We start from the raw sequence: 25,722 nt of genomic DNA, 5'->3' as shown, positions 1-25,722 counted from the left end.
TATTGTTTCCTGGGCTAAATTGGCAAGAAAATGTCAAAGCTTTCCCATTATCTAGCATCAATAGTAATTGTAGTAGTTCTAGGTGAAGAAAAAATGGAATAATCTCACACTATATATAGAGGAGTCGATGACACCAGAAGGGTAAGTTTTACCTATTTTTACAATAGTTCCCGGAATTCATCACGCCTGATCTAACAGTTACGGAGTATCTGTGCTCACAAACCAGAACCAATTGTTTCACCAGAATGCACTATAACAACAATTTGACGACCATCACTGTGTATCAGAAAATGGTGACTCCCCCGGATTCTTGCTACCTCAAAACCTGCTTTTTTTAAGCTGTAATTAATTCCCGTCCAGTCAAACTCAGTATACTCATACTTGAACAGAAATCCTCTGCACACCAATAAACTCTAATGCTTCGTGTTTTCTTGTTCAACCTCTAAACAAACGTCCTTTGCGGTAGCCTGCGGCAAGCGGTTTGCGTCTACGTTTTTTCATTATTTTGCGTAAGTCCTGTTACAGTTCCAAAGTTCAAACTTTTTAACAGCATACACAAACTGAGTGTTAGTGAGAAATCTGGGCAAGGTAGACCGCTCCCATAAGTTGTGGAACCACTCCTATAAGTCGTGGAACCGCTCCCATAAGTTGTGAAACCGCTCCCATAAGTTATGGAACCGCTCCCATAAGTTGTGAAACCGCTCCCATAAGTCGTGGAACCGCTCCCATAAGTTGTGAAACAGCTACTGTCACAAGTTAGACCGCTACAGTTGCAATATTGATAACTACAGCTTAAGTATGGTGACACCAACTTCAATATTGCTGATGACATCTTAAGCATTCAATTGCGCCTCGCGCAGTGCCAAAGGCGATCGCCAACATTTTTCTCAACTTGACAATTTTGTATTATATTTGTAGTATAAAAGTATTGAACTACACAATCTAACTTACCAATCAGTTTACCTACTGCATCGCTGGTAAGCGAATACAAGCTGTAAATATTAGACAAAAAGCTAAAAATACCAAGAGCAAAAGTTTTTTAAAATACTTAAAAAATGGTTTTATATTACAGCCACGATTTATATCTTGGGAGGTTCAACCGCCTGAGTAAAAGCTGATTTAAAACCTATTTTAACTTAGTTAACATTGCTAAAGTGAGTTAACGTTTACTTAGGCAAATGCCTCTATTAATTATATCTATTTAATAGATAGTAGTTCCTGCACAAGTATAAAAGTAAATAATTTAGCACACATGAACACAATTTAGATTTTAGAAAAAATCTATTCTTTTCAAAAGAGGTAAGCTATGAGTATTTTTAAAGTTGAAGTTGTCAAAATCAATAGCATTAATCCTCATCCCAATGCTGATAGGCTAGATATTGCCTCTATTGAAGGTATGGGGTATCAAGTAATTATAGGCAAAGGTAGTTTTCAACCTGGGGATTTAGCTTTTTACTTTCCTATTGATAGTGTTATTCCAGAAAAGTTTTTAGATCAGTTTGGGATTCGTAACTACTACTCAAAAAAACTGTATGCTGTCAAACTTCGCGGAATTTTTTCTGAGGGTTTGCTTATCCCCGTTGGTAATAACTTTATCGGAAATGTCGGAGACGACTACACAGAGTATTTTGGTGTAACAAAATACGAGTATCTCATTCCACAAGGGATGAGCGGGGAAGCAGAAAGTGTTATTGGACATTACAAATTTCCCAGTCCAGAAAACCTGAAACGTTACAAAAACATACTAATTGAAGGTGAAGAAGTTGTTGTAACAGAAAAGTTGCATGGAACTAACTTTACTGTCTTAGTTGATGCTGATGGCACAACTAAAATTGGCAGCCATAATTACTTCTGGAAAAACAGCGAAGTAAACAAAACATTAGTTTATATTCGTGCTTACAACGAAAACGAAGCTTTCCAGAAACTTCCGCCAGGAACTCAAATTTTTGGGGAAATCTACGGCGTACAAGATATCAAATATGGCTTGAATAATGGCAAGATTGGAATTGCTATATTTGCTGTGCGTCGCGGCAGTCATTTTCTCAATTACAGCGATTTTGTGGCTTTTTGCGAGGAATTTGCTTTGCCGAGAGTACCTGTGCTTTATATCGGTGCTTACACTTGGGAAGCGGTGTCTCAGTTCAATAATGCCAATAGTGTAGTCAGTCCCAATTGCATCATGGAAGGCGTTGTTGTGCAACCAGTCATTGAGAAAACGCATCCAGAAATAGGTAGAGTAGTCTTGAAGTTGATTAGCGATCGCTATCTGCTCCGTAAGGATGGAACTGAACTCCATTAGGTTCAATTCAGTTAAGGTGGCGACACCTTAACTAGCTTCCGAAACCGACATAAAGTAGAACGGGTAAGTAGCTAATTGCCAAAATTAGTGGTTTTCTAAACTTTTAATTTAATTTGCGCTTTAATGGGACGCGCAAGGACGGTAAGCACAGAAGGCGCAGAGAAGGTAAAATTATAAATAAAAATATTAAGAATCTTAAAGAAACTAATCAATGTCCAGCATACCTCTTGACAAAAGTAACTCTCATGTCGTCGTTATCGGTGCCGGAATAGGTGGACTGACTGCTGGAGCATTATTAGCTCATAGAGGTTACAGCGTCTTAATTTTGGATCAGGCCCTCGTACCAGGAGGCTGTGCTTCGACGTTTAAACGGCAGGGATTTACCTTTGATGTGGGTGCAACTCAGGTGGCGGGGTTGGAACCAGGGGGAATTCACCACCGCATTTTCTCAGAATTGTCAATAGATTTACCCGCAGCAACCCCTTGTGACCCTGCTTGTGCGGTGTATTTACCTGGGGAAAGCACACCGATTAATGTCTGGCGCGACCAAAAGAAATGGCAAGAGGAACGACAAAAACAGTTTCCCGGTAGCGAACCGTTCTGGCAATTGATGGCAACTTTATTTAATGCCAGTTGGGAATTTCAAGGACGCGATCCGGTGCTACCACCACGTAATTTATGGGATTTGTGGCAGCTAACGCAAGCCGTGCGTCCCAGTACATTAATTACCGTACCCTTCACCTTGTTTACGGTAGGAGATGCTTTACGGTTATGTGGACTGGGAAATAACCAACGACTGAGGACTTTTTTAGATTTGCAACTGAAGTTGTATTCCCAGGTGGATGCAGAACAGACAGCATTACTTTATGCTGCCACAGCGTTGAGTGTATCCCAACTGCCACAAGGATTGTTTCACCTCCAGGGAAGTATGCAAGTACTAAGCGATCGCCTGGTACAATCCTTAAAAAGAGATGGCGGCAAATTGTTGATGCGCCACACTGGAGAACAAATCAAAGTAGAGAATGGCAAAGCTACTGCTGTAGTCATTAGAAATCAGAAAACTGGCGAAGTCTGGACAGAAGCAGCCGACCACATAGTTAGCAATGTCACCGTGCAAAATTTGGTGCAGTTATTGGGAGAAGAAGCCCCATCTGGTTATCAAAACCGGGTGGAAAAACTGCCCCAAGCATCGAGCGCGTTTGTGATTTATTTGGGTGTAGATGCCAGCGCGATTCCGCCTGGATGCCCTCCCCATCTCCAATTTATGTATGATGCTGATGGTCCCATTGGCGAGAATAATTCCCTATTTGTTTCCGTCAGTCATTCTGGAGACGGCCGCGCTCCAGATGGGAAAGCCACAATTATCGCTTCTTCATTTGTCGATCCTGCACAGTGGTGGCAGACTGAAGATTATCAAGGACTAAAAGAAAAGTTTACCCTCCAAGCGATCGCTCGTCTTGCCCAATACTTCTATCTCAAACCAGAAACGATTATTCATCAAGAAGCCGCAACACCCCGCACCTTTGCTCATTTCACAGCCCGCGATCGCGGTATAGTTGGCGGTATTGGTCAAAGAATACCTACCTTTGGCCCCTTTGGGTTTGCTAATCGGACACCAATCTCGCATCTGTGGTTAGTTGGTGACTCTACCCATCCCGGCGAAGGTACTGCTGGGGTGAGTTATTCGGCGCTAACGGTAGTCAGGCAAATTGAGGCACAAAACTGATCAACTACCACTAATGGAAAAGTCCTCCTTCCTTGGCAGGCAAGTCATACTTGTAACTGATGACAAATGGGACAGAAAACTGCTGAAATAAGGTTAGTATTGCTAATCTGGAGTAATGACAGACAGCGTTTTAATTCTTGGTGGACGAGGGCGGATTGGTAGCACTGTTGCTCAGGATCTAGCTACCCATACGCAGGCACAAATTACGATTACTGGACGTTCTGCGGAGTTTGGGAAGGCTGTTAGCTTGTCTTCGGGAGGACAAGTGCAGTTTTTGGTATTGGACTTGGCAGAAGTTGACAAGCTGCGAGATGCGATCGCAAACTCTAACTTAGTCATCCATTGTGCTGGCCCATTTCACTATCGAGATACTAATGTTCTCGAAACCTGTATTGCTCTAGGCGTTAACTATGTAGATGTCAGCGACCATCGTTCCTATACCAGCAAAGCTCTCAAGTATAATGAACAAGCAGCTGCTGCTGGTGTGACAGCAATTATTAATACTGGCATTTTTCCTGGTATTTCTAACAGCATGGTACGTCAAGGTGTTGAACAATTTGATCAAGCAGAAAAGATTCATTTAAGTTATTTGGTTTCGGGTTCTGGTGGTGCTGGCATTACAGTGATGCGGACAACTTTTCTGGGGTTGCAGTATCCTTTTGAGACTTGGATAGATGGAAAATGGCAGGTAGTCGAACCTTATAGTGAAAGAGAAGTAGTTGAGTTTCCACCTCCCTATGGAAGCAGCGGAGTTTACTGGTTTGATATGCCAGAAACCTTTACACTGCCCAAAGCTTTCCCATCAGTAAAAACTGTAATTACCAAGTTTGGCTCTGTTCCCGATTTTTACAATCACCTAACTTGGATTGCGGCACACGTTTTTCCCAAGTGGTTAATGCAGCGTCGTTACATGATTGAATTTCTGTCTCATGTCAGCCATTCGATGACAGATGTCACTAATAATTTTAGTGGAATTGGAGTAGCAGTTCGTTCAGAAGTTACAGGGCAAAAAAATGGTGAAACCGCCGTTTATTGTTCAACTGTAGTGCATGAAAATACAGCGGTGGCTTCTGGTTGCGGCACAGGTAGTATTGCCCAATTAGTGCTAGAAGGTAAACTCAAGAAACCAGGTGTTTTTGCTGTGGAAGAAGCACTACCAACAAATTTATTTGAAGAGACAATGCAAAGCCGAGGAATTAAAATTAATCAAAGTTGGTTATAGCTTAATACGCTTGGGTTAAGCACACCGGGTGAAAATTTCATCTGATGTTCACCAAATATCAGATACAGATACATAGGTAGGGCGTACAGCGGTCATTGGTGTCAACTTAAGCAAAACATCCTTTAAAATCTCGTTTCCAGCCTCTGGCTGGAAATGCTCTTTAATTGCGGTGTCGCTAGTCTTAAGGCGGAGGCTCTTATTAGGCATTCCCAATGGGAGACTCTTAACGAGGCAATCTCTGAAAAGTCTTATCTAGACAGACTTTTACGTTAAGTTGACACCTATGTACAACGGTACGCCCCTACAGCCGATTCATGTGTTGCAAAAGTCACTGTTGAAATTGCAGATCATATTTTGTTGAAGCAAGTGCGATCGCTTTTTCGAGGTCGGCGGGATTAATGACTCCCAAAAGATTGCCTTCTTCCTCATTCAATGGTAAATTGACAGGCTGTCCTACCTCTGCAAAAAACTGCTCACCCCCTGCTGGTGTCACCCACATCAGGATTTTGGCAGGCTTTAACCCGATATTTTTATAACCGTGGTACTGACCCCTAGTAAAATGCATGAAAGTTCCGGCAGTTGCAACAATAGTCTGCTCGTCATGCTGGTACTCAACCTCTCCCTCAAGAACATAGTGTGCTTCGTCCGCTTGCTCGTGAATGTGGGGTGGTGCAATACTTTGCGGTTGCATTAAAACCTCTGCTAACCCATATCTTCCGCCTGTATCTTTCCCTTCAGCCAGAAGAGTATACAAGTCACCTAAAACTAAAAATGTAGAACCTTTACCTGATTGAACTAATGAGGTTTTTAAATTGACTGTCATTGTAGTTATTCTCCTTTGTTAATTGTCAGGAAATTAACTAATTAAATGTTGTTGAGATAAACATTTGATTTAAACCCGACATTTATTTAGTAACAATATCTGAGAATCTTATCTGAAAAAGTGATTGATTTTGGATAAGAATGTCTTAGTTATAAGTATTGCCGTGTTCAGAAGTTTTGTTTAACTCTGAATTGATAATAGACTTTTTCTCTTTTAGATCCAGCCTGAAAAAGACATATATAGTCAGTAATTTATTTAAAAGATCTAGGACTTACGCACTGTACAAATTTATTATCTTGTGCATTGACGAAAATACGTCGTTTCAGACTTTGACCAATTATGCTTTGATAAATAGCGATCGCCTAAAAATGGTCGAAAAATCAAGGCTTAATGCCTGAAATCCATACAACACATTTGGGATTTCCTGTCAATGCGTAAGTCCTAAGATCTATTATCTGTCAGAAAAAGTAATAAAAAGTAAAATTACTAATGGCAAAAGCCACATCCTCTAGATTTAACCGATAATACCTAACGCGCTTGCCCTCTTCAAGCGATCATCGTGACTCAGTATACAGACCAAGTTGTGAAAGATACTGCCCCACAATCCAGATGGGAGACTCATCAAGGGGAATGGTTAGATTCAGGATACCTTTAATATGGGGTGCATTGCGTTTAGAAAACCCTGCCAAAACCTGAATCATCTCCTCCTTTCCTGTAACTTCCACTCCTGTTTACCACTGCTCTAAGAGGATGTCTGAGAAGTTAAAAATGTCATGCTGGAAGCGATCACGTAGTGAAGCATCTCATCAACCCACGGTAAACGGTAAATTGCGATTCTTTGCTCCACTTCGTTAGGCTCAGAATGACAAATTATACATTTGGTACACTTTTCAGACATCCTCTAAGCCCCAGCCAATAATACATGTACCAGAATGTGGAATTTTGTCAATCATATCAGTCCACTTGAGTGAACTTTAGCTATGAGGTGCTGAAATTTATTTCTGGAGAGGATCTCAGTAAGCACGACAATTTGACTATTACAAAAATGTAGGTAGTGCTAAAACCTAAAAGGTTCAGATAGCATTAACTGAACTATAGGTAAAAATTAATATACCCTGCGATAGAAGGAAGAACTGTACTTAAACACTTAGGATGCCTGTGAGCCTTAATATTGAATATATTTATACATGACCAAGGCTCATAAAATAAAAAGAGGAGATTTTTTCATGCAAAAAATTCTATTAACTTTAAAGCAAGCGTTACATTCCAGCTTTTTGGTTCTTGCCTTGATGATTTCCATCAGCTTGTCAGGTTCGTTTATTTTCATTCAACAAGCTAGTTATGCAACTACTCTTGAAGAATTGAAGTTAATACCTCCAGAGTATAAACCAAATTCTGGAGAAAAAATTAATCGCGCTAACGAATATGACCCAGGTGTTGGCGTTCAAGAGGAACAACGAGAAGAAGCTTATGAAGAAGCAGTAAAAGATGCAGGAAGCCTTACTACTATGGAGGAGGCTTACGAAAGGAATTTGAAGGCTGAGAGAGAACAAAATCCTCCAGAAAGTTTCGGTGAAAAAGCAAAAGAAGTTATTGAAAAGGTGACAGGTAAATAGGAAATATAGATCTAACCACTAACTCTTTCCCGACAAGGGATGCAAAGTAAGATTCAAAGCCTCTCTCCTTTTAGGAGAGAGGTATGGAGTAAGGTAAAAACTGTACTAGACCCAAGCAGTAAGATGGTCACTGTTCACAACGTAGAAGGGTAAGTAGTGCCCACTATACAAAAATTGCTTTTACTCAAATTCATCTATTGTGGCGGGAGGAGTAGTCTTTTTATGATTAGCAAGATTGCGCTCATACCACTTCATTAATGGAGTTGAACTAATGCCATGTATAATCACAGAAGCGATAATAGTAGTGTAAGTTATCCAAGCAATTTGTTCGCCTGCTTCACCTTTTAAGCCATGACCAAACGCATAGGCAAGATAGTATAAAGAACCAACACCGCGAATACCAAACCAGCCAAATAACAACCGAGTTCCTGGGTGCATGGTTCGACGGTGTGATTCAAGAGGACGTTTACCTATTGTGCTAATCCAAACTCCTACAGGTCTGATTATCAAGAATAACAAAATTATCACTATCAAAGATTGCCCACCATAATTGAGCATTGGTTTTAATAATAATATTGAACCTAATAGTAAAATGGTCCCAACTTCCAGCAGCTTTTCAATTTGCTCAACAAATTCCAATTGTGCTAGCGGCTTTTCCGGATTTCTGTAACTACGTTGGATAACTAACCCAGCAATAAATACTGCCAGAAATCCATAACCATTAACCATTTCTGTTAAAGAATAAGTTAGTAGAATTGTGCTGATAGCAATAAAATCTTCCATTAATTCATCGGTAGCACGGCGTTTTTGAATTTTTTTCTCAATCCAAACTATAGATTTGGCAACAACAATCCCCATAATAATGCCAACTGCGATCGCCCAAATTAAATCAACTGCAATCCACTGTTTAAACCAGTTGCCCCAATTATCATTTTCTAATGCATGAATGCCAAAATAAACGAAGGGAAAAGCTAAAGCATCATTTAAACCACCTTCAGAAGTTAAACCAAATCTCAATTCATCTTGGTCATTTGTATCGGTCAGTTGTACTTCTGATGCTAATACTGGATCTGTGGGTGCAAGAATTGCTCCTAATAAAATCGCTTCTCCCCAATTCATCCCTAAAAACAATTTACCCACAACAGCCAGAGCAAAAATTGAAATTGGCATCAGAAATACAATCAATCGCACCGTAATATCCCAAACCCCTAACTTTAGAGGACGAATAATTCTTAAGCCGCAGCCAAACACAGAAATAATTACTACAAGTTCTGTTATTTTCTCCAGCAGTTCAGCGTTGAAAACTTCATTTTGACGTAATTGAACAAGTTTTAAGCCGTAAGGCCCTAGAAATATACCAACTAGTAGGTATATAAGGGCAAAAGAAAGAGGTAAGCGAGCAATCCAACCTGACCCTAATGTGACCATTAGCAAAAGTAGACCGATCACAAATAGGTCAATAATATAGGTATCGAACATATAGCGATTTATATAAAAATTAGGTGTTGCTTTATAAGCTTAGTTGCAATAGCTTTGTATTAGAAATTACCTATGGACAGATTTTCTGGGATTAGGGATTGGGGATTCAAACAGGCTACGAAATTGGAGAAGAAAGGAATAGATGAATTTGGCGTTGGCTTTGCCTGCTTTCAGCATCACACTTTGATTATTCGCGTCTGGATTTAAAACAATGGGTTGTAGCACGGGAATATCGTTAATGCACAGCTGTGCGCTCCTACGAATGGTCTATATTCTCTACTTTCTCACTCAGAATCGCCCCTATTTAGTACAAATATACTATAATATAGATAGCGTCCACAAAGCCTAGCCAAATGCATAACGGTTTTGTGAAAACCTTCTGGAAGATGGATTCAAGGGTTAGTTCGATGATGAAGCATTACATTCTCAACCTCAATCCGACTGCCAAGCATGAATGGGATCGGTGTATTTTACGTGACCCGCTGACTGCAAAACGCCCAGACATTGCCAAATTAATTGCTGAAGCGGTTGGTGCTGATACAGGCAGTTATTTGGTGAGCGTGAATATCGAAGTTCAAGTTTTGCAGCAAGCGGCGGTACCTCAAGCAGAACAACTCTCGCTTTCATTTCCAGAGGTGAGTGTGCCCTCACAGCCACAACTGCGGGAAGCGGCTTGAGCTATAGTGCAGAGTTTAATAGAGAATAATTAGCCTGTATAAGCAGGCTTACTTCGTGTAGCCGCAGACTTCAGTCTGACGGCTAACGAAATCATGGGTAAATAGAGCACGCGGTAGGGGCGCTTGCGCCCCTACGACAGATGTGGTTCAAATACTTGAATTCTGCTGTAATCTTAGAACGCAAAATTAATGGCGTTGTTCAAAGCAGCGGCAGACACATTGCTGACGGTAATCAAGTTGACAGCATGACCTTTTCCAGATGAACCATCTGGATCAATTAAAACGATCGCACTAGTTCCCTTAGTCTCGAAGCGCAAATAGCCGCCACTGATCGCACTGGCAAAATTCAGGTTGGCTAAACCAGAATTTTGGAAAAGTTGCCGTAGGACAATCTTGTCAGTACTTTTTTTAAAGTCAGCGATCGTATCACCCGCATCCTGGATATTTGTATAAACGAACGAGTCTGCGCCTGCACCACCTGTGATGGTATCTTTCCCGTGGTAGCCAGTGATAATATCATCGCCAGCAGTACCATTGAGAGTATTGCTTCCACAGTAGACATTGAGATTACTCCGATTTTTTCTCATTCTTAGGGGAATTAAAAGATGCGGCTAAAAACTCGCACTTGTAGCGGTTCGAGTATTTTAGGAACCACTAAAAACCAGTACACTGCCGGAAACAGCGCTGTGTCAGGTGTGCAAGAAATCAGTCACAGGATTTTGTGAGGTACGTTGCCCAAAATGGAATTGAGTTTTGCGACTACTCAACCAAAACTATTGATTCTCAAAGCCAAATCTCTAGGGAATTACCCTCTCAAACTGTGGAGAGTTATGAAAATATACTTAAACTAAAAACAGTTTTTTAGCAAATATTATATACAAATACGAGATGATAATTGAAAATTTATTGAGAGTTCATTTTAACTTCATTTTTGCTGGGATACAGTAAAGTTACTGTAAGTTTTTGGTGGATAGCGATCGCTATATCTGCACCTCAGACATAGCCTTTTATCCCCTAATTCAGTACATTTATACTATAATAGATATATAGCGTCCACCAAGCTTGGTTAAGTGTAAAACTGCTCTGTGACAGCCTTTTGGAAAATGCATTCCAGGGTTGGTCTTATACTTAAACACTACATTCTTGACATGAGAGGAAAATTATTAAATGATGCAACTGAGTCATTATCCAGCTGCGATCGCACAAGCTGCCCAACGGGCTAATGAAATAGACTCTCAGTTGATGGCAGTGCAGCACCAAGTTAACCGATTTGAAGGCAATGCAGACCGCACCGCCGCCTTTGAGATGGATTTGAAAAATGATGCTCAACGCAAGGCTCGTCGTTTTGAGGTGCTGCTTGTGAATCAGGAATATCAAAAGTCAATAGACACCCAAATTCGATTAACTCTCGATAAAGCAAATGCGATCGCTCATTTTGAATATCTGCGTAATCAGTTTAGTGTAGCTAAGTTGGAAGCAAGATTAGCGTTGCTTGCCGCCGTAGGCATCGCCCAACAACTCTCTGATTTTGAATCTCGTGAATTAGTTGGTTTATAGTCACACCCATAAACCTCAGATTCAAGTCTGGGGTTATCCAAATAAAATCGGTGATTGTAGATTAGCCAGGTAATGATAATCTGTGGGACAGCAGTTGGGCAATTTGCTGATTAATAATTGCAACATCAAAACGTCGGCTAGCCGTACTCCTGGCATTATTGGCTATAGTTGCAGTTATTTCCGTCTCTTGAAGACAGGTGATAATTACTTGTGCAAGTTCCTGGGGTTCTCCTGGTGTCACTAGAAAACCATTAAGTCCGTGTTCTACTAATTCCATTACACCCCCAGCTTTTGCTGCAACTACAGGTTTTCCAGATAGCATCGCCTCTACAATCACTCTACCAAAAGGTTCTGGGGAAGTAGAGGTATGTGCCACCAAGTCACAAGCTGCCATGAACTGGGGAATATCTGAACGAAATCCTAAGAATTTGACGCGGTTTTCTAGTTCCAGTTCAACAACTTGTTGGTGTAACTTTTGGACGTAATCTTGTTCGCCAAACAGTGCATCACCCACTAAAATTGCTGTCACCTCTTGCGGACATTTGGCAAGCGCATCAATTAAAATATGTTGCCCTTTCCAAGGAGCAAGACGGCTAAAGTGTCCAACTACGAATTTTCCTGACAATCCTAATTGTTGCTGTAATTTATTAATGTCAGACTCATCAGGTTTATAAATTTTTGGATCAAAGCCGTTATAGACAACTTCGATGATGTCTGGGCGTCCTCCTGCTTGCAAAAACGCTGTTTTACTAGCTTGGGAATTAGCAATTATTAATGATGCAAAACGATTAGCTAAGTTAACAGCAATACGAAGATTAGTTTGGCTAAAATGTTCTGTGGAAAGAATATCATGTAAATGATAAACTAGAGGGCGACGACTAAAAAAACTTGCTAATGCCCCTACAACTAATGCTTTTTGGGTATTAGCATAGATTAAATCGTATTCACGCGCTTTTTTAACTACCTTAGTAATCAAAGGTGCAAGTTGTCCTAGACTCTTTAATCCTTGTACCAAACTGCTTTCTTTACGAACTTCGATTGCCTGAGTTGCGAGAACTTCTACTGGGATATGATTTTGCTGTAGTAAATCTTTAAATGGGCCATCTGCAAATAAACCTACCAAAGCGCAAGCACCATATGGTTTAGCAATATCTATTAAACATAATTCGGCACCACCTGGTTTACCGCTTTGGTCTAAGAAAAGAATTCTCATAAAACCTCTAGTTTATCTAACTTGACTCACGTAGCACCTTTAACATCTATAGCAATCCTAAATAAGTCGTGAAAATCTCCGATTCCTCTCTCTGTGCTGCGCCAGTTGCTTCAAGTCGGGGAACCCGCCCAACGCACTGGCTTCTCTGCGCCTCTGCGGTTAATTTATTTTTACAAATGATTTAGGACTGCTATATTACAATCACTTGTTTAAGCTAATAAAATATTCCGTACTTGTTGGGCAATTTGATTCCAGTCGTAGTTTGTAGTGGCATACTGGCGACAAGCTGATCGTGAAGGTATGGGGATATTTCCCAAAAGCACTTGTTCTAATTTTTCAGCAATAGCTGAGGCTTCTGTTGAAGTAGTAATTAAATCGGGTGAAAATTCTGCTAAAATTTCTGGCATTCCCCCAACTGGAGTACATAAAACAGGAGTACCACAGGCTAGAGACTCGATTATTACTAATCCAAATCCTTCAAAAGATTGACTAGGCATAATAGTCAATTCAGCAGCTTGGTAAGCTATAGGTAATTGCTCATCAGGCAGAAAACCTAAAAATTTAACGTTGTCGTCTAGTCCTAATTCTGTAGCCTGTTGTTGTAGTGCAGCTTGGATGTGACCACGACCTGCGATCGCTAACCAAACATCTGGTATTCTGGGCTTAATTATAGCCAGTGCTTGCAATAATTTATCAACTCCGGTTCGATGTACTAAGCGACGGGATGTAAATATTATCCGGCGATTACTTGGCCAGCCTAGCTTTGTACAAGCCTCTTGGGGTGATAAATTTGGCTGAAACCAGTTAATATCAACTCCACCAGGGATAACATTAATTTTGTTCCACGGTACTTGATATTTATCATGTAAAATTTTACCAAATGCTTTGCTCAAAACAATGAAGCGATCGCAGCGATTATAAGTGTTTTGTTCGATTAGCCAGTGTTTGATCAAAAGACTGAGATTTTTATTAACTACCTCTTGCTGACTCTCAGAAGCCCAAGGGCCATGAAAGTTAAAAGTAACTGGTACTCCCTTTGGTAAAATATCTAAAATAGGAAAGCTGTATAATGCAAAGTGCAAATTAATAGCATCTGGTTTCCTTGTTCTTGTTTTTTGGAAGTTAGTGCGAATTGACCATAATCTTTCCCAAATAGCACTATCGGGAGAACCCAAATTAGTTAGCTTAATCGGCGAATTTAGTTCAGTCTCTGGTAGACCGACTCCACATAATTCAACTTGGTCTTGATTTGCTGCTAATTTATGAGTTAGTTCATAAATATACCTTTCTAATCCTCCGGGACTTTTGGGAAACCAGCCTAGTCCAAGAGTGAGAATAGATGCAGATACTGAACCAAAGCTTCTTTCTTTATTACCTTCCATCGATGTGTCTCCTATAAATGTATTAAAACAGTAGGGGCAATTCATGAATTGCCCCTACTGCGTGTTGTATCCCAGCCTGAATTACTAGAATTTACGAATACACATTACGAATAAGAGTTTTTTTTGTAGAACACCAATTTATAAACTATTTATATGTCCACGTCAACAAGGAATTAAAATCTGTGTTTTTATTAACCAGATAACACCGACTATGACAAATATGATACTTACCAATCAAGGAAGCTGAATGCTAGATTGTGAAAGGGATAAACCGCTCTACATCAATAAAGTTTTAAAAAACTTTGTATTAACTATTACTATACTTTTAAAAATTAAGTGACTATTAATACATCAGATATTCTTTTTTCAGATATTAGCTGAAGTTTTAAAGAATCATGTTCTTTTTATAAAGTTTATGTAAATAGTAATTTTTTAATCTATATTCTTTGTTATTGATATTTACTCAGATGTCGTGTTCCTAAATAACTTGTATCTTATCAATTTGAAAATAGTTATATTTTGTGCGGATTTTAGAAATAGTGATTGTATATAAATAATTAAAAGCTGAAAATTTATATGAAAAATAAATTACTGACGCAGTTAGTAAAACTTCGTCACTACCTCAATCAGCACATCAAAAAATTATCTAAGATTAGATATTTACAAAGAAGTAAAACTTTCAACTTTTTACTTAGTCTGACTGCTGGAGTAATTGTTACTACCATTGGAATTACAACAGACTGGGCGATAACTGGAACACCCACACTCACGTACAAAACATCGTGGATAGGTAATACTTTTGGCAGTGGAAATCTACGGGTACAAAACAATATTGAGGCAATGTATGTTGCCCCTGATGGCACAGTTTATACAAACAGTCATTGGGATGAGGCGGGAATGGAGGCTGCCATATATAAAGATGGTAAAGTTATTGGGGCTATTGGGGATACTCACGGCTGGAGTCGTGGAGGTGGCAAAGCTGTAACAGCAAATAGTAAATATATTTACATTGCCATGACTCAGGGTTCGAGGGGCAAAACAGATGAAGATTACCCACCTGAAGGAACAACTTGGCATTGCGTGAGACGTTATGACTTGTCAGGAAAACCTGCGCCGTTTCCTAATGGGCGTGGCTGGGATAAAAGTATGTTTATTACCAGCACTAAAAATGAAATCACTGGATTAGCAACTGTGGAAAGCGAGTTGTATGTGAGTGATTTTGCTGCTAATCAAATTCGTGTCTATGATCCTGATACGATGAAGGAACTCCGCAGCTTTACCGTTGCCAATCCGGGAGCAATAACTATTGATCCACAAAAAAATCTCTGGATTATTCAAAGCAAAAATGGTAGTAATCCTGCCAAGATTGTACATTATTCCCAAACTGGAAAGCAATTGCCCCAACAGATTGCAGATATTGTTGAACCAACAGCGATCGCAGTTGATCATCAAGGTAAGCTGTTAGTGGCAGAGAATGGGCCGCGTCAGCAAATGTTGATTTATGATATCAAAGATCAGCCCGTGCAGGTGGGTAGTTTTGGCTCTAAAGGCGGTATCTATGCAGGAGTTGCTGGTGAAGTTCGAGATTTGAAACTTTACGGACTTACCGGAGTCGGTACAGATACTTCAGGGAATATCTATATAAATAGTGATGGTTTCAACAAATCAGGAACAGATTTGCGGAAATTTTCGCCATCGGGAAAACTAATGTGGCGATCGCTGGGATTGATATTCGTCGATAATGCAGATGCCGATCCTAAAACTGATGGTGTAGATTTATTCACCAAACAAGAACACTATCTGATGAACTACAGTAAGCCTGCTGGTAAGCAATGGACTTACAAAGCCTACACTTTAAATGGTTTCAAATATCCTCAAGATCCCCGGCTGCATACATCGCCAGATGGAACCTTTGTTCGCCGCATCCAAGGAAAGCCATTTTTGTACCTCACAGATATGTATAACAGCTTTCTGCAAATATATCGTTTTAATCCAGCCACAGATGGCAAAATTGCGATCCCAGCCGGAATGTTTGTCGGTACTAATAGCGGAGATAAACCATTTCTCACCGGTAATTGGCCACCGCATCAACCAGAAAAAGGGGAATGGATCTGGCGCGATCGCAACGGTAATGGCAAATTTGAAAAGAACGAATATGATACCAGCAAAGATTATCCCTATATCGGCGGATGGTGGGTAGACAGCAAAGGAGATGTTTGGAAAGCTTTGCGAACCCAAGATGGCATTCGCCACTATCCTTTACAGGGAATAGATGATAAAGGCAACCCCATCTACAAGTATAGTTTGATGCAGAAGCAAACTACTCCCAGCATGTTTAACGACTTGCGGCGGATCGAATATTTCCCGGAAGCAGATACTATGTATTTGTCAGGCTTCACAGTAGATCACCCTGCATTCGGTGACGATACTGGAGTTGTTGGTTCTGAGATTGCCCGTTTTGACAATTGGCGTCAAGGTAATCGTACTCCCAAATGGCGGATTGTAATTCCCTACGACACCACTGGCAAACATGAAGTGTCTACGGCTGCAATGAGTGTGGCGGGAGATCATGTATTCGCTGTGACAGTTAAAACCGCAGAGGTATATGTCTATAATGCCAAGACGGGAGTGCAAGTACAACAGTTAAAACCAGGCCCAGAAGTTGGTAGCGAAAGTGGCTGGATTGATATCCCCTACGGTATCCGCGCTTTTCGGCGTTCCAATGGTGAGTATCTGGTATTTGTGGAAGAAAATTGGAAAGGAAAAGTGATTATGTATCGGCTGGCGGGGTGAGCATTTATATTATGTCTGCTTGATTAGTTATTAAACCCCTTAGCGTTAGTTTTACCCCACCCTAACCCTCCCCGATGGATTGGGGAGGGAACTAGAAATCTTGTTTTCCCCCGCGAAGATTGGGGAGGGAATTAGATTTCTTGTTTTCCCCCGCGAAGATTGGGGAGGGAATTAGATTTCTTATTTCCCCCCTTCACAAGGGGGGATTAAGGGGGGTAATTCGACTTGTCTGTACACCGTAGTCCTGTGGCGAGGGGTTCTTTTATTATGGGTAATTTGGCGGACATGATATTACAGTAATGAGGAGAAAATTAGAGCAAGCCTTTTTATGTGCCTCAAATGTTGGGGGATGGGGAAGGTTAGAAAGAAAATTTATGCCGTCTGCAATGGGACGGGCACAATACGCATAATCTAAATTATCTAGAGTGAAGCCATAACGCACCCTACTTAAGATTTACTCTGTTAACGAGTCTTTGATACTCGTAAACGAGTCTTTGAACTCCGTTAACGAGTCTTTTATACTCGTGAACAAGTCTTTGAACTCCGTTAACGAGTCTTTTATACTCGTGAACGAATCTTTGAACTCCGTGAATGAGTCTTTGATACTTGTGAATGAGTCTTTGAACTCCGTCAACAAGTCTTTGATACTCGTAAACGAGTCTTTGAACTCCGTCAACGAGTCTTTGATACTCGTGAATGAGTCTTTGAACTCCGTCAACGAGTCTTTGATACTCGTGAACGAGTCTTTGATACTCGTGAATGAGTCTTTGAACTCCGTCAACGAGTCTTTGATACTCGTGAATGAGTCTTTGAACTCCATTAATAAAAAATATCTAACCATTCCTGAATTTACAGGGGTGAGCGTGTAGTAAAATTTGCTCACCTCTGTAAAGTGCAACATGCCTAAAGACTACTCCGGTCAAAATCTTCGAGGACACAACTTCAAAGGACAACACCTTGCAGGTGAAAACTTTAGCTATGCCGACATCCGAGGGGCAAACTTCACCAACGCTAATTTAACAGGTGCAAACTTCAGCCATGCTAAGGCTGGACTACAACGCCATTGGGTAATTTTCCTAGTCCTTGTCCCGTGGCTGTTCTCGGGACTGTCAGGACTTTTATGGTTTGCCAATGGTTATTTGGCGTCACTAATATTTGATTCCAAACTAGACAAACAGATTGGCGGCTGGACTGTCCTAATCGTATTAATTGTCTTTTTCTTCTTCACAATTCGCCAAGGAGTAGTAGCTGGTTTAGGAGCCTTGATCTTCGCCTTCGCCTTCGCCGTCGCCGTCGCCGGAGCCGGAGCCGTCGCCGTCGCCGTCGCCGTCGCCAGAGCCGGAGCCTTCGCCAGAGCCGGAGCCTTCATCGGAGCCTTCGCCTTCGCCGTCGCCGTCGCCAGAGCCGGAGCCTTCGCCGTCGCCTTCATCGTCGCCGTCGCCAGAGCCGGAGCCGGAGCCAGAGCCGTCGGCTTCGCCGTCACCTTCGCCGGAACGTTACTGAACATTTACATCGCTTGGCAAGCGATGAAAGGAAACGAAAAATATTCCCTAGTTCGTAATATAGCGATCGCCTTTGCTGCAACAGGAGGTACAAGTTTTCGTGGCGCTAATTTAACCAATGCTGATTTCACCCAAGCCACACTCAAAAGTACAGATTTCCAAAACACTATTCTTATCTGTAGCCGTTGGTATCAAGCTAAAATGCTTGACCGTGTTCGTCCTGGCTCAACTTATCTGCAAAACTCACAAGTACGTCAACTGCTGGTTACAGGACAAGGACAGGATAAAAACTTTAACCGTGAAAACCTGCGGGGTATCAACTTACAATCAGCAAACTTAGCAGATGCCAGCTTTATAGGCGCTGACCTTAGTGAAGCGAACTTGCAAGATGCCGATTTGTCAAGAGCAAAGCTGAAGCAAACGCAACTAGATGCAACTGATTTAACTGGTGCAAATCTCACAGGCGCGTACATCGAAGATTGGGGCATTACAAATACAACTAAATTGCATGGGGTGAGGTGTGAATATATCTTCATGCGCTTACCCACCAAAGAAGACCCCGATCCTCTCCGCAAACCTGATAATAAACAAGAGGTATTTGCAGACGGGGATTTTGCCGACTTTATCAAACCAATTTTTGATACTCTCGACCTTTACCATAATCAACGCGTTGACCCCCGTGCTGGTGCCATAGCCTTCAAAAACCTTGCCGAAAACCATCCCGAAGCCGAGTTAGAAATCGCAGCAATGGAGAAACGCGGCGATGATAAAATCTTGATCAGAGCCAAAACCGCCGCAGGTAGCGATAAATCTCAACTGAGTGCAGAATATTTTGATGACTATAATCAACTCAAAGCTTTATCCCAGAGTCAGCAACTATTGCTGGAAGAAAGAAGCGATCAGATTCGTGATTTAAAAAATATGATCACAACTGCACTCCAGCAGCCAAATTTTTATACACAAGGAAGTACCATCATGCCTCAAGATAATTCAACCAACATCAGTGCTGGCAGAGATATCAGTGGAGTCATCAACCTGGGTAAGATTAGCGGTGATGTTACCAATACAATTAGGCAATTGCCTGAATCGCCGCAAACTGATAAACCAGGAATTAAAGAACTGTTGACGCAGTTGCAAGAAGCAATTTCACAATCGGCAGATTTGCCAGAAACAGACAAAGCTGATGCATTAATACAGATACAAGCTTTAGCAGAAGCAGGTAAAAGTCCCCAAGAATCCACCAAGCAAAAAACGGCAAAAACTGCAATCACCATGTTGAAAGGGATATTTACAGGCTTACCTGCTGTTGCTTCCCTAGTTGAAGCGGGTAATAAATTATTACCTGCGATCGCAAAACTATTCGGTTTGGGATCGCAGGTAATAATTTAACGTGAGTTCAACAAACCTCTCCCTGTCTTAAACTAAAGTTCAAGTCTGTCCCTCTCCGACTCGGAGAGGAACGGTTTTGCGTAGTAAAACCAGGGAGAGGTTTTTTGATTGAGCTACTTTCGTCATTCTCAGGTAGTTTTGGAATGTAGAGTTTAGTTTTTCCAAAATGTCTTTAACTGAAGAAATCCTTTCCCAATTACCGGGCGATGTTTTAGGAGGATTGCGCCAAGGCGATCGCATCCTCACATCTGTGCGAGAAAACACCGCACCTATCCCAACGTTAGTAAAAGAAAGTCAACAGCCTTTAGGCGTCGTAGACTTCGATGTAGTTATTTGCGGTGGCACTTTAGGGATTTTAATTGGTTGCGCCTTGGCGGTGAAGGGACTGCGGGTGGCGTTGATGGAAGGGGGAATTTTGCAGGGGAGGGATCAAGAGTGGAATATCTCTCGTAAAGAATTAGATGTGTTTGTGGAATTGAACTTGCTAACTGAGGAGGAATTAGAAACTGCGATCGCACCCGTAAAAAAGCTATTTAAATGCGATATTTGGTTTTAATTTCAGTGCGATACCTTCGGTCGCCGCAGGCATCGCCCTTGTTATGAGCAAGCTCATAAACTGCCAAGAAACAGTTCCTTGAACTGTAAAAGGCTGTCCGTAGCCAACATGACCGCCAAAATACGTATTTTCAAAATACTCTACGTCAAATAAGTTTTTGAAGTTGAGTCCAATTCTAAATCTATCTCTGTTGTAGAAAATAGCGGCATCAGTCCGAAGATAACTCGGTACATCGTAAGTATTTGGCAAATCTCCAGCGCGATCGCCCACAAAAAACAAACCTAAACCAAAGCTTAAACCCTGTAAATTACCTTTTTGAATTTCGTAGGTTGTCCATACATTGAAAGCATGGTTTGCGGTATTGGGTAAACGACTTCCAACTTCAAAAGTAGTATCCTCGGTAAACCAAATCCTGTGCCAGAATCTCTAGTCTCGATATAGTCTGCATTTAAATTCAGTTTAGTTCTTTCACCAATCGCCACACTGATCACAGGTGATATACTCAAGTTTTCACTACTGTAGGAATCGATAAAACTACCAGAATTTCTATAGGCTGTATTGAGGCGATACAATACGGTTTTCGAGTCATTTAACGGACCAGAGAGATCGAGCGCACCTCTGTAGAAACTATAGCTGCCAACAGTTGCATCAACAGCATAAAAAGGTTCACTTAAGGGACGTTTAGTGACAATGTTGATGCTTCCCCCCGGATTACCCAAGCCAAATAGCACGGATGCTGGACCTTTGAGAACTTCGACTCGCTCAACATTGGCAAGTTCAACCAAATCTCCAACGCCAGGATCGGGTAAACCATCCCTGAGCGAATTATTATTCGCTAGGTCAAATCCGCGAATTCTATAGTAAACACCTGGACCACTGGTAAATTCTTGAGTTACACCAGCAACATTCCTGAGTGCATCATCTAAGCGAGTAACCTGTTGGTCGCGCAACACTTGTTGTCGTACGACTTGAATCGATTGAGGAATGTCACGCAGCGGGGTATCGGTTCTTGTCCCAGTTGAGGAGTTGGGTACGCGATACCCATCTTGCTCCCCCGTCACCACCAACTCAAAAGCGGTTGTGCCAAATACCTGACGAAATCCATGTTTGAGCAGATAATCGTTAAAATCACTTGATTTGATTTTGGCGATACCTGCGGTAAGCTACACTAACGCCTTAAGATTTGTGGAGTTCGATTTGGGGCGATCGCTAAGGATAAAATTAAGATCCCAATCAAATATCAGCAAGTATCAGAAAAAACTGAATGGCTAAAGACCGCTTTCACGATGCAGTTAGAGTAGCTCTAGAAAAACAAAGATGGACAATTACTGCCGATCCCTACGAAATCAGCGTTGGAGATGTAGACTTTGAGATAGATTTAGCAGCAGAGATGTTAGCTGCTGAACGAGCGGGCGAAAAAATTGCAGTTGAAATTAAAAGTTTTATCGGGCGCTCAAGTGTATCAGAATTCCACACAGCCCTTGGACAATTTATCAATTATCAATTTGCTCTCGAAGAATTTGAACCGGAACGCAAACTTTATCTTGCGGTGCCTGAGTCAATTTATAACTCATTTTTTCAGCGTCGTTTTATACGGTCAGTGATTGCACGAACTCAAATTCGTCTACTGGTTTACGATGAGAAACAGGAGGAAATTAAGCAATGGCTGTAGACCAGTATCGTCTAATTATCCAACAGTTAATTCTAGAACGGGCAAAAAGAGGTTTATCCCAACAGGGAATGGAAACACAAGCCATTCTAGATACGGAACGTGACCACTACCTCTTACTACATACGGGCTGGCGCGGTAATCGTCGGACACATGGGTGCAGCTTGCATCTCGATATCAAAGACGGCAAAATCTGGATTCAGCATGATGGAACCGAGGTTGGCATTGCGACACAACTCCTGGAACTGGGTGTGCCAAAAGAAGATATTGTTTTGGCGTTTCACTCTCCTTATATGCGCCAATTTACAGAATTTGCGAGCAATTGAGTTTTGAAGATACGCGATACCTACAGTAAGCTACGCTAACGCACTCGGATATTATTATTACTTGAATCTCGAATGTGATGTAAAGGCTTTTTTATCGCTAGACGGATTTTTTTTGCTGCATTTGATATTGCTTGGGACAAAAACCGAATTTTTTCCTAAAGGCGGTGGTAAAGTAACTGTGACTGACGAATCCCACAATGTTAGCGATTTCTGACACTTTCATATCTCCAGTTTCTAGGAGTTGACGCGCTTGTTCTAAGCGATAGTGATGTAAATAACTAAAAGCTGTTGTGCCAAATACCTGACGAAACCCCTGTTTGAGAAGATAATCGTTTAAACCCACTGCCCTTGACAATTCCATAAACGAAGGCGGATTATTCAATCGTTTCAGTAGAATATTTCTGGCATGGTAAACTCTTTCCACTACATCCGGCTTCAAAGGGTGCAGGTGGTTATTAACACCCTTGATTTCCATCTCCTGTGCAACCAACATTCCCATCAACTCTAAAACTTTGCCTTCCAAATACAGCCGCTTGGCGATTCCCTGATAAGGACACTTTAAAATTTGCCGTGCAACAGTCTGCATAGCAGGTGTTGCAGTTCCACAACGGCAGTAATATGTTTGATAAGATTGCCGAATCCACGGTTGCAACGCCTGGGGTAATTGTCCTTGTTGATTGGCAGCAAAAGAATATAGTGATTCCGGCTGCATGTAAATAATCACCTCCAAAAAGGAGTTTTTATCCGAACAATCACTCGTTTGCTTGGGATCTAGTCCACTCCCCAGGAAACTGTATTCGCCTCCACCAACAGTTCTGTATTCATCCCCATGTTCTCCAGAAAAATGAAAGTGATACTCTAACGACTCATGTTCCTGTTCAGGCTGTAGAATAATCATGCGATCGCGCATTTGCAAATTCCCAATAATCAATTCCAACCCTTGGCGCAACTGAATTCTCCGCCAATAACCTTGTCCCAGCCGTCGCGGGTATTTGTACACCACATCCATCACATCATCGGGATCTGGGTGTTTGTCAGGTTCCACCGTTTCCTGAAATAGTTCATCAAAGGCTTGCTGGGAAAGGGTGATTGTCATAGCGATATTGAGATAAAAACTTAGCTCTTAATAATAAATTATCCCATTAAAATTTGTGGATTTGATTTTGGCGATCGCGCTTCCGGTTGCCGTAGGCATCGCTGCTGGGTTACGAGTCTGCCAGGAATTGCTCTCGTCTCAGTTTTGCTATCTTACTATTAACTATAAACAAATAAATTAAATAGAATGCTTCATGCGTCGAGACTCAATTTTTTACAACCTGTTTCAACAATCCCCCAGTCTTTTATTTGAACTATTGATAAATCCCCCAACAAATATAGATTGGTTTACCTTTCCCTGTTCTCGAAGAATTGAGCGATGCATTGTTTGATTTTACTACCTTGGCTGATTTGCAATCTTGGTTAGAAGGGCGAATAAATTAAACCATCTCTTGCTGCTTTTGACTTAGATGCATCGCAATTCCTTTCTCGTAGTAAGCTGCTTCATTAATAAAAATAGGATAAACAGTAGACTCTCCCTCATAGAAAATATCTTTTCCTTCAAAAGTCAGAAACATTGGATCGCCTGGATTCAGAGGTTCATAATCTCTAAACTGAAGCTGGGGGTGAATCATGGCTTGAATCTCTTGGCAATCGCTTCTAGGATAATCGATAGTCCCAATATATTGATAGAGTGTAAGCGTGCTGTTTATCTGCGGAATATTACCTTGGTTGCACCCTTCAAAATAGTCTAAAATTGCATAAATAAGCTGTTCTGTTTGCTGAAACAATTCGGCATTTAAAATATTCTGAGCCACAGCACCAACTTCTATAACAAAACCCAATTCGCACAAAGAACGGAGAAAACCACCTTCTTTAGATTGTTGATTAACAAAAACCTTTACCATCGGATTGATAGAACTTAAATAAGCGCCTAACCGAAGTAAGAAAGGATGCATATCACAAAAAATCAGACTTAACCCCATGTTGGCAGTTGTGCTATGCAAATCAACAATTACATCTACAAAGGGTTGATTTTGCGGTTGCAGTATCTGTTGGATTGCTTTCGCCCGCGTATCTTCATAACTTGAGAGTTGCTGATTTTGTAAACCTTGATTGGTGAAGCAACGATTTAAATCCTTATCAATGTACCGTTTGCCTTCTTCAATAGCTTTGAGATTGCCAAGGAATGCCAGAGTTTCAAAACTTGCTCTGTTGATTAAATTTGGGTACTGCTGAAACTTTTTGACTAAATGTACTCCTGTTAACTCATTACCGTGGTTTCCTCCAACGATCGCAACTCGTTCAATCTGACTCATAACAACCTCGCAATAGAAGCTTTTAGGGTAAGCATTATTATGCCCATCCTCCTGTGGTCTATTTATATAAAACCCGTTATAAGAATCACAATAAATAAAATGCTACTATATGTCCAATATTTAGTTAGCAACTAAAGTATATATATTTAATATAGTAGCTACAATGATAGAACTTCGACATCTGCGCTACTTTATCGCTGTAGCTGAAGAATTAAACTTTAGTCGTGCAGCTGAACGCTTGCATATTGCTCAACCACCTTTAAGTCAACAAATTCAGGCGCTAGAAGCAGAACTAGGGCTACAACTATTTGAACGCAAAAAACGCCCACTACAGTTAACTGCTGCTGGGCAAGTCTTTTTAACAGAAGCACGTTTAGTGTTTCCTCAGTTGGAACGAGCAATTACCTCCGCACAAAAAGTTAGCCGAGGTGAAATTGGACGCTTAGTGGTGGGGACTAATAGCTCCGTTGCTAACAGCGTTCTTCCAGATATTCTGCAAATTTTTCATCCTCTGTTTCCAGAGGTGATACTGGTGTTGCGTGAAGTAAGTTCTTTCCAGCAGGTAAAGCAATTGCGCGATCGCTACATCGATATTGCTTTTGAACGGTTGCCCAATGCTAATTTAAATGATATCGCTTTAAATTTTCTGCCAATTTTGCAAGAGCCTTTAGTCGTTGCTTTACCAGAAAAGCACCCTTTAGCAGCCCAATCCCAAATTCCACTCATTGCACTGGCAGACGAACCTTTTGTATTACCGCCAACCGATTTAGTACCATCATACAGTCAAATTATTAGCCTTTGTCAGCAGGTGGGTTTTTCCCCAAAAGTGGTACAAGAAGCAACTTGGATGGTGACTGTACTCAGCTCGGTTGCAGGTGGAGTCGGGGTAACATTGCTTCCTGCTAATGCCCAAAACCTACAGCGAAAGGGAGTTGTCTACAGACCAATTCAGGGAGAAAACTTAACTCTAGAACTAGCTGTGGTTTGGCGACGCGATGATTCATCTGTAGTTTTGCGCGAGTTTTTAGAGATCACAAAGACTGTAGCGCGAAACCAAAAATTCAACTAACTTTTGCTGACTAAATTTTGTAATAGAGTGACGCGATGTCTACGACGGGCTACGCCTACGCTCCATGTTC

Annotated in this window: 27 protein-coding genes and 2 pseudogenes; 17 read left to right on the top strand and 12 right to left on the bottom strand. The window is 41.2% G+C overall.

Features of this window, described 5'->3' with window-relative positions; genetic code table 11:
* Window positions 1-215: 215 nt before the first annotated feature.
* The gene (locus tag V7K85_RS07035; RefSeq protein WP_334812144.1) at window positions 216-404 is read right to left on the bottom strand and encodes a type II toxin-antitoxin system HicA family toxin; all 189 of its coding nucleotides are present in this window, start codon (window positions 402-404) and stop codon (window positions 216-218) included.
* Between the two features lie 902 nt (window positions 405-1,306).
* Here V7K85_RS07035 and V7K85_RS07030 point away from each other — a divergent pair.
* The 3 genes from V7K85_RS07030 (at window position 1,307) to V7K85_RS07020 (ending at window position 5,247) form a co-directional block, all read left to right on the top strand.
* A complete protein-coding gene (locus V7K85_RS07030) occupies window positions 1,307-2,299 on the top strand; it encodes an RNA ligase (ATP) (protein ID WP_334812142.1) in 993 nt (330 codons plus the stop codon).
* Window positions 2,300-2,510: 211 nt separating this feature from the next.
* Window positions 2,511-4,025 (top strand): C-3',4' desaturase CrtD, encoded by a 1,515-nt coding sequence (gene crtD / locus V7K85_RS07025; protein WP_334812140.1) that lies wholly within the window; start codon window positions 2,511-2,513, stop codon window positions 4,023-4,025.
* Between the two features lie 115 nt (window positions 4,026-4,140).
* A complete protein-coding gene (locus V7K85_RS07020; protein ID WP_334812138.1) occupies window positions 4,141-5,247 on the top strand; it encodes a saccharopine dehydrogenase family protein in 1,107 nt (368 codons plus the stop codon).
* A gap of 48 nt (window positions 5,248-5,295) precedes the next feature.
* On the opposite strand, the gene V7K85_RS07015 is transcribed toward V7K85_RS07020, so the two are convergent.
* From V7K85_RS07015 to V7K85_RS07005, 3 genes are all read right to left on the bottom strand, one after another.
* Entirely contained in the window at window positions 5,296-5,454 is a 159-nt protein-coding gene (locus V7K85_RS07015; RefSeq protein ID WP_334812136.1) for a hypothetical protein, read from the bottom strand.
* Between the two features lie 121 nt (window positions 5,455-5,575).
* Window positions 5,576-6,070 carry a cupin domain-containing protein gene (locus V7K85_RS07010; protein ID WP_334812134.1) on the bottom strand — a complete coding sequence of 165 codons (495 nt, stop codon included), beginning with the start codon at window positions 6,068-6,070 and terminating at the stop codon, window positions 5,576-5,578.
* Between the two features lie 554 nt (window positions 6,071-6,624).
* Window positions 6,625-6,771, bottom strand: coding sequence for a hypothetical protein (locus V7K85_RS07005; RefSeq protein WP_334812132.1), 147 nt, complete (start codon window positions 6,769-6,771; stop codon window positions 6,625-6,627).
* Between the two features lie 525 nt (window positions 6,772-7,296).
* Between V7K85_RS07005 and V7K85_RS07000 the strand changes: the two genes are divergently transcribed.
* The gene (locus tag V7K85_RS07000) at window positions 7,297-7,686 is read left to right on the top strand and encodes a hypothetical protein (RefSeq protein WP_334812130.1); all 390 of its coding nucleotides are present in this window, start codon (window positions 7,297-7,299) and stop codon (window positions 7,684-7,686) included.
* Window positions 7,687-7,866: 180 nt separating this feature from the next.
* On the opposite strand, the gene V7K85_RS06995 is transcribed toward V7K85_RS07000, so the two are convergent.
* Window positions 7,867-9,165, bottom strand: coding sequence for a cation:proton antiporter (locus tag V7K85_RS06995; protein ID WP_334812128.1), 1,299 nt, complete (start codon window positions 9,163-9,165; stop codon window positions 7,867-7,869).
* Window positions 9,166-9,237: 72 nt separating this feature from the next.
* Here V7K85_RS06995 and V7K85_RS06990 point away from each other — a divergent pair, with 72 nt between their 5' ends.
* Together V7K85_RS06990 and V7K85_RS06985 are read left to right on the top strand one after the other, a co-directional pair.
* Window positions 9,238-9,372 (top strand): hypothetical protein, encoded by a 135-nt coding sequence (locus V7K85_RS06990; protein ID WP_334812127.1) that lies wholly within the window; start codon window positions 9,238-9,240, stop codon window positions 9,370-9,372.
* A 200-nt stretch (window positions 9,373-9,572) separates the two neighbouring features.
* Window positions 9,573-9,842, top strand: coding sequence for a hypothetical protein (locus V7K85_RS06985; protein WP_069069307.1), 270 nt, complete (start codon window positions 9,573-9,575; stop codon window positions 9,840-9,842).
* 173 nt (window positions 9,843-10,015) lie between these two features.
* Here V7K85_RS06985 and V7K85_RS06980 read toward each other — a convergent pair whose 3' ends face one another.
* Window positions 10,016-10,429 carry a M10 family metallopeptidase C-terminal domain-containing protein gene (locus tag V7K85_RS06980; protein WP_334812125.1) on the bottom strand — a complete coding sequence of 138 codons (414 nt, stop codon included), beginning with the start codon at window positions 10,427-10,429 and terminating at the stop codon, window positions 10,016-10,018.
* A 580-nt stretch (window positions 10,430-11,009) separates the two neighbouring features.
* Between V7K85_RS06980 and V7K85_RS06975 the strand changes: the two genes are divergently transcribed.
* Window positions 11,010-11,399 carry a hypothetical protein gene (locus tag V7K85_RS06975; protein WP_334812123.1) on the top strand — a complete coding sequence of 130 codons (390 nt, stop codon included), beginning with the start codon at window positions 11,010-11,012 and terminating at the stop codon, window positions 11,397-11,399.
* A gap of 61 nt (window positions 11,400-11,460) precedes the next feature.
* Here V7K85_RS06975 and V7K85_RS06970 read toward each other — a convergent pair whose 3' ends face one another.
* Together V7K85_RS06970 and V7K85_RS06965 are read right to left on the bottom strand one after the other, a co-directional pair.
* Entirely contained in the window at window positions 11,461-12,612 is a 1,152-nt protein-coding gene (locus V7K85_RS06970) for a glycosyltransferase family 4 protein (RefSeq protein WP_334812121.1), read from the bottom strand.
* Between the two features lie 209 nt (window positions 12,613-12,821).
* The gene (locus V7K85_RS06965; RefSeq protein ID WP_334812119.1) at window positions 12,822-13,994 is read right to left on the bottom strand and encodes a glycosyltransferase family 4 protein; all 1,173 of its coding nucleotides are present in this window, start codon (window positions 13,992-13,994) and stop codon (window positions 12,822-12,824) included.
* Window positions 13,995-14,570: 576 nt separating this feature from the next.
* Here V7K85_RS06965 and V7K85_RS06960 point away from each other — a divergent pair.
* The 4 genes and pseudogenes from V7K85_RS06960 to V7K85_RS06945 form a co-directional block, all read left to right on the top strand.
* A complete protein-coding gene (locus tag V7K85_RS06960) occupies window positions 14,571-16,787 on the top strand; it encodes a hypothetical protein (protein WP_334812117.1) in 2,217 nt (738 codons plus the stop codon).
* Between the two features lie 566 nt (window positions 16,788-17,353).
* Complete coding sequence (locus tag V7K85_RS06955; protein WP_334812115.1) at window positions 17,354-17,656, top strand: hypothetical protein; 303 nt, start codon at window positions 17,354-17,356, stop codon at window positions 17,654-17,656.
* Between the two features lie 30 nt (window positions 17,657-17,686).
* Window positions 17,687-19,678, top strand: coding sequence for a pentapeptide repeat-containing protein (locus tag V7K85_RS06950; RefSeq protein ID WP_334812112.1), 1,992 nt, complete (start codon window positions 17,687-17,689; stop codon window positions 19,676-19,678).
* A gap of 166 nt (window positions 19,679-19,844) precedes the next feature.
* Window positions 19,845-20,195 (top strand): annotated as a pseudogene (locus V7K85_RS06945) (FAD-binding oxidoreductase); the annotation flags it as partial.
* 12 nt (window positions 20,196-20,207) lie between these two features.
* On the opposite strand, the gene V7K85_RS06940 reads toward V7K85_RS06945, so the two are convergent.
* Entirely contained in the window at window positions 20,208-20,645 is a 438-nt protein-coding gene (locus tag V7K85_RS06940) for a TonB-dependent receptor domain-containing protein (RefSeq protein ID WP_334812347.1), read from the bottom strand.
* The gene (locus tag V7K85_RS06935) at window positions 20,528-21,295 is read right to left on the bottom strand and encodes a TonB-dependent siderophore receptor (protein ID WP_334812110.1); all 768 of its coding nucleotides are present in this window, start codon (window positions 21,293-21,295) and stop codon (window positions 20,528-20,530) included. The genes V7K85_RS06940 and V7K85_RS06935 overlap by 118 nt, the downstream gene beginning before the upstream one ends.
* Before the next feature lie 203 nt (window positions 21,296-21,498).
* On the opposite strand from V7K85_RS06935, the gene V7K85_RS06930 reads away from it, so the two are divergent.
* Together V7K85_RS06930 and V7K85_RS06925 are read left to right on the top strand one after the other, a co-directional pair.
* Window positions 21,499-21,906 (top strand): XisH family protein, encoded by a 408-nt coding sequence (locus tag V7K85_RS06930; RefSeq protein ID WP_334812108.1) that lies wholly within the window; start codon window positions 21,499-21,501, stop codon window positions 21,904-21,906.
* Window positions 21,897-22,229: a XisI protein gene (locus V7K85_RS06925; protein WP_334812107.1), complete on the top strand. Its 333-nt coding sequence runs from the start codon at window positions 21,897-21,899 to the stop codon at window positions 22,227-22,229. The genes V7K85_RS06930 and V7K85_RS06925 overlap by 10 nt, the downstream gene beginning before the upstream one ends.
* Before the next feature lie 97 nt (window positions 22,230-22,326).
* Here V7K85_RS06925 and V7K85_RS06920 read toward each other — a convergent pair whose 3' ends face one another.
* Window positions 22,327-23,325 carry a helix-turn-helix transcriptional regulator gene (locus V7K85_RS06920; RefSeq protein WP_334812105.1) on the bottom strand — a complete coding sequence of 333 codons (999 nt, stop codon included), beginning with the start codon at window positions 23,323-23,325 and terminating at the stop codon, window positions 22,327-22,329.
* Between the two features lie 55 nt (window positions 23,326-23,380).
* Here V7K85_RS06920 and V7K85_RS06915 point away from each other — a divergent pair, with 55 nt between their 5' ends.
* From V7K85_RS06915 to V7K85_RS06905, 3 genes and pseudogenes are all read left to right on the top strand, one after another.
* Entirely contained in the window at window positions 23,381-23,506 is a 126-nt protein-coding gene (locus tag V7K85_RS06915) for a hypothetical protein (protein ID WP_334812103.1), read from the top strand.
* Window positions 23,507-23,518: 12 nt separating this feature from the next.
* Window positions 23,519-23,620: pseudogene (locus tag V7K85_RS06910) on the top strand (DUF2887 domain-containing protein); the annotation flags it as partial.
* Between the two features lie 16 nt (window positions 23,621-23,636).
* Window positions 23,637-23,708, top strand: coding sequence for a hypothetical protein (locus tag V7K85_RS06905; protein ID WP_334812345.1), 72 nt, complete (start codon window positions 23,637-23,639; stop codon window positions 23,706-23,708).
* Here V7K85_RS06905 and V7K85_RS06900 read toward each other — a convergent pair.
* A complete protein-coding gene (locus V7K85_RS06900; RefSeq protein ID WP_334812101.1) occupies window positions 23,705-24,583 on the bottom strand; it encodes an aspartoacylase in 879 nt (292 codons plus the stop codon). The two genes, V7K85_RS06905 and V7K85_RS06900, sit on opposite strands and share 4 nt — an antisense overlap.
* 163 nt (window positions 24,584-24,746) lie before the next feature.
* On the opposite strand from V7K85_RS06900, the gene V7K85_RS06895 reads away from it, so the two are divergent.
* On the top strand, window positions 24,747-25,652 hold the full coding sequence (locus V7K85_RS06895) for a LysR substrate-binding domain-containing protein (RefSeq protein ID WP_334812099.1): 906 nt from the start codon (window positions 24,747-24,749) through the stop codon (window positions 25,650-25,652).
* Window positions 25,653-25,722: the final 70 nt, after the last annotated feature.

This window comes from Nostoc sp., from assembly GCF_036917615.1.
GTDB lineage: Bacteria > Cyanobacteriota > Cyanobacteriia > Cyanobacteriales > Nostocaceae > Nostoc.
The sequence above is the reverse complement of the archived record's forward strand: the minus strand, read 5'-3'. Positions and strand labels throughout refer to the sequence as shown.

Coding starts and splice junctions, on each gene's coding strand:
- V7K85_RS07030 (WP_334812142.1), top strand. CDS start 1,307: ATGAGTATTTTTAAAGTTGAAGTTGTCAAAATCAATAGCATTAATCCT.
- crtD (WP_334812140.1), top strand. CDS start 2,511: ATGTCCAGCATACCTCTTGACAAAAGTAACTCTCATGTCGTCGTTATC.
- V7K85_RS07020 (WP_334812138.1), top strand. CDS start 4,141: ATGACAGACAGCGTTTTAATTCTTGGTGGACGAGGGCGGATTGGTAGC.
- V7K85_RS07015 (WP_334812136.1), bottom strand. CDS start 5,454: ATGCCTAATAAGAGCCTCCGCCTTAAGACTAGCGACACCGCAATTAAA.
- V7K85_RS07010 (WP_334812134.1), bottom strand. CDS start 6,070: ATGACAGTCAATTTAAAAACCTCATTAGTTCAATCAGGTAAAGGTTCT.
- V7K85_RS07005 (WP_334812132.1), bottom strand. CDS start 6,771: ATGATTCAGGTTTTGGCAGGGTTTTCTAAACGCAATGCACCCCATATT.
- V7K85_RS07000 (WP_334812130.1), top strand. CDS start 7,297: ATGCAAAAAATTCTATTAACTTTAAAGCAAGCGTTACATTCCAGCTTT.
- V7K85_RS06995 (WP_334812128.1), bottom strand. CDS start 9,165: ATGTTCGATACCTATATTATTGACCTATTTGTGATCGGTCTACTTTTG.
- V7K85_RS06990 (WP_334812127.1), top strand. CDS start 9,238: ATGGACAGATTTTCTGGGATTAGGGATTGGGGATTCAAACAGGCTACG.
- V7K85_RS06985 (WP_069069307.1), top strand. CDS start 9,573: ATGATGAAGCATTACATTCTCAACCTCAATCCGACTGCCAAGCATGAA.
- V7K85_RS06980 (WP_334812125.1), bottom strand. CDS start 10,429: ATGAGAAAAAATCGGAGTAATCTCAATGTCTACTGTGGAAGCAATACT.
- V7K85_RS06975 (WP_334812123.1), top strand. CDS start 11,010: ATGATGCAACTGAGTCATTATCCAGCTGCGATCGCACAAGCTGCCCAA.
- V7K85_RS06970 (WP_334812121.1), bottom strand. CDS start 12,612: ATGAGAATTCTTTTCTTAGACCAAAGCGGTAAACCAGGTGGTGCCGAA.
- V7K85_RS06965 (WP_334812119.1), bottom strand. CDS start 13,994: ATGGAAGGTAATAAAGAAAGAAGCTTTGGTTCAGTATCTGCATCTATT.
- V7K85_RS06960 (WP_334812117.1), top strand. CDS start 14,571: ATGAAAAATAAATTACTGACGCAGTTAGTAAAACTTCGTCACTACCTC.
- V7K85_RS06950 (WP_334812112.1), top strand. CDS start 17,687: ATGCCTAAAGACTACTCCGGTCAAAATCTTCGAGGACACAACTTCAAA.
- V7K85_RS06930 (WP_334812108.1), top strand. CDS start 21,499: ATGGCTAAAGACCGCTTTCACGATGCAGTTAGAGTAGCTCTAGAAAAA.
- V7K85_RS06925 (WP_334812107.1), top strand. CDS start 21,897: ATGGCTGTAGACCAGTATCGTCTAATTATCCAACAGTTAATTCTAGAA.
- V7K85_RS06920 (WP_334812105.1), bottom strand. CDS start 23,325: ATGACAATCACCCTTTCCCAGCAAGCCTTTGATGAACTATTTCAGGAA.
- V7K85_RS06900 (WP_334812101.1), bottom strand. CDS start 24,583: ATGAGTCAGATTGAACGAGTTGCGATCGTTGGAGGAAACCACGGTAAT.
- V7K85_RS06895 (WP_334812099.1), top strand. CDS start 24,747: ATGATAGAACTTCGACATCTGCGCTACTTTATCGCTGTAGCTGAAGAA.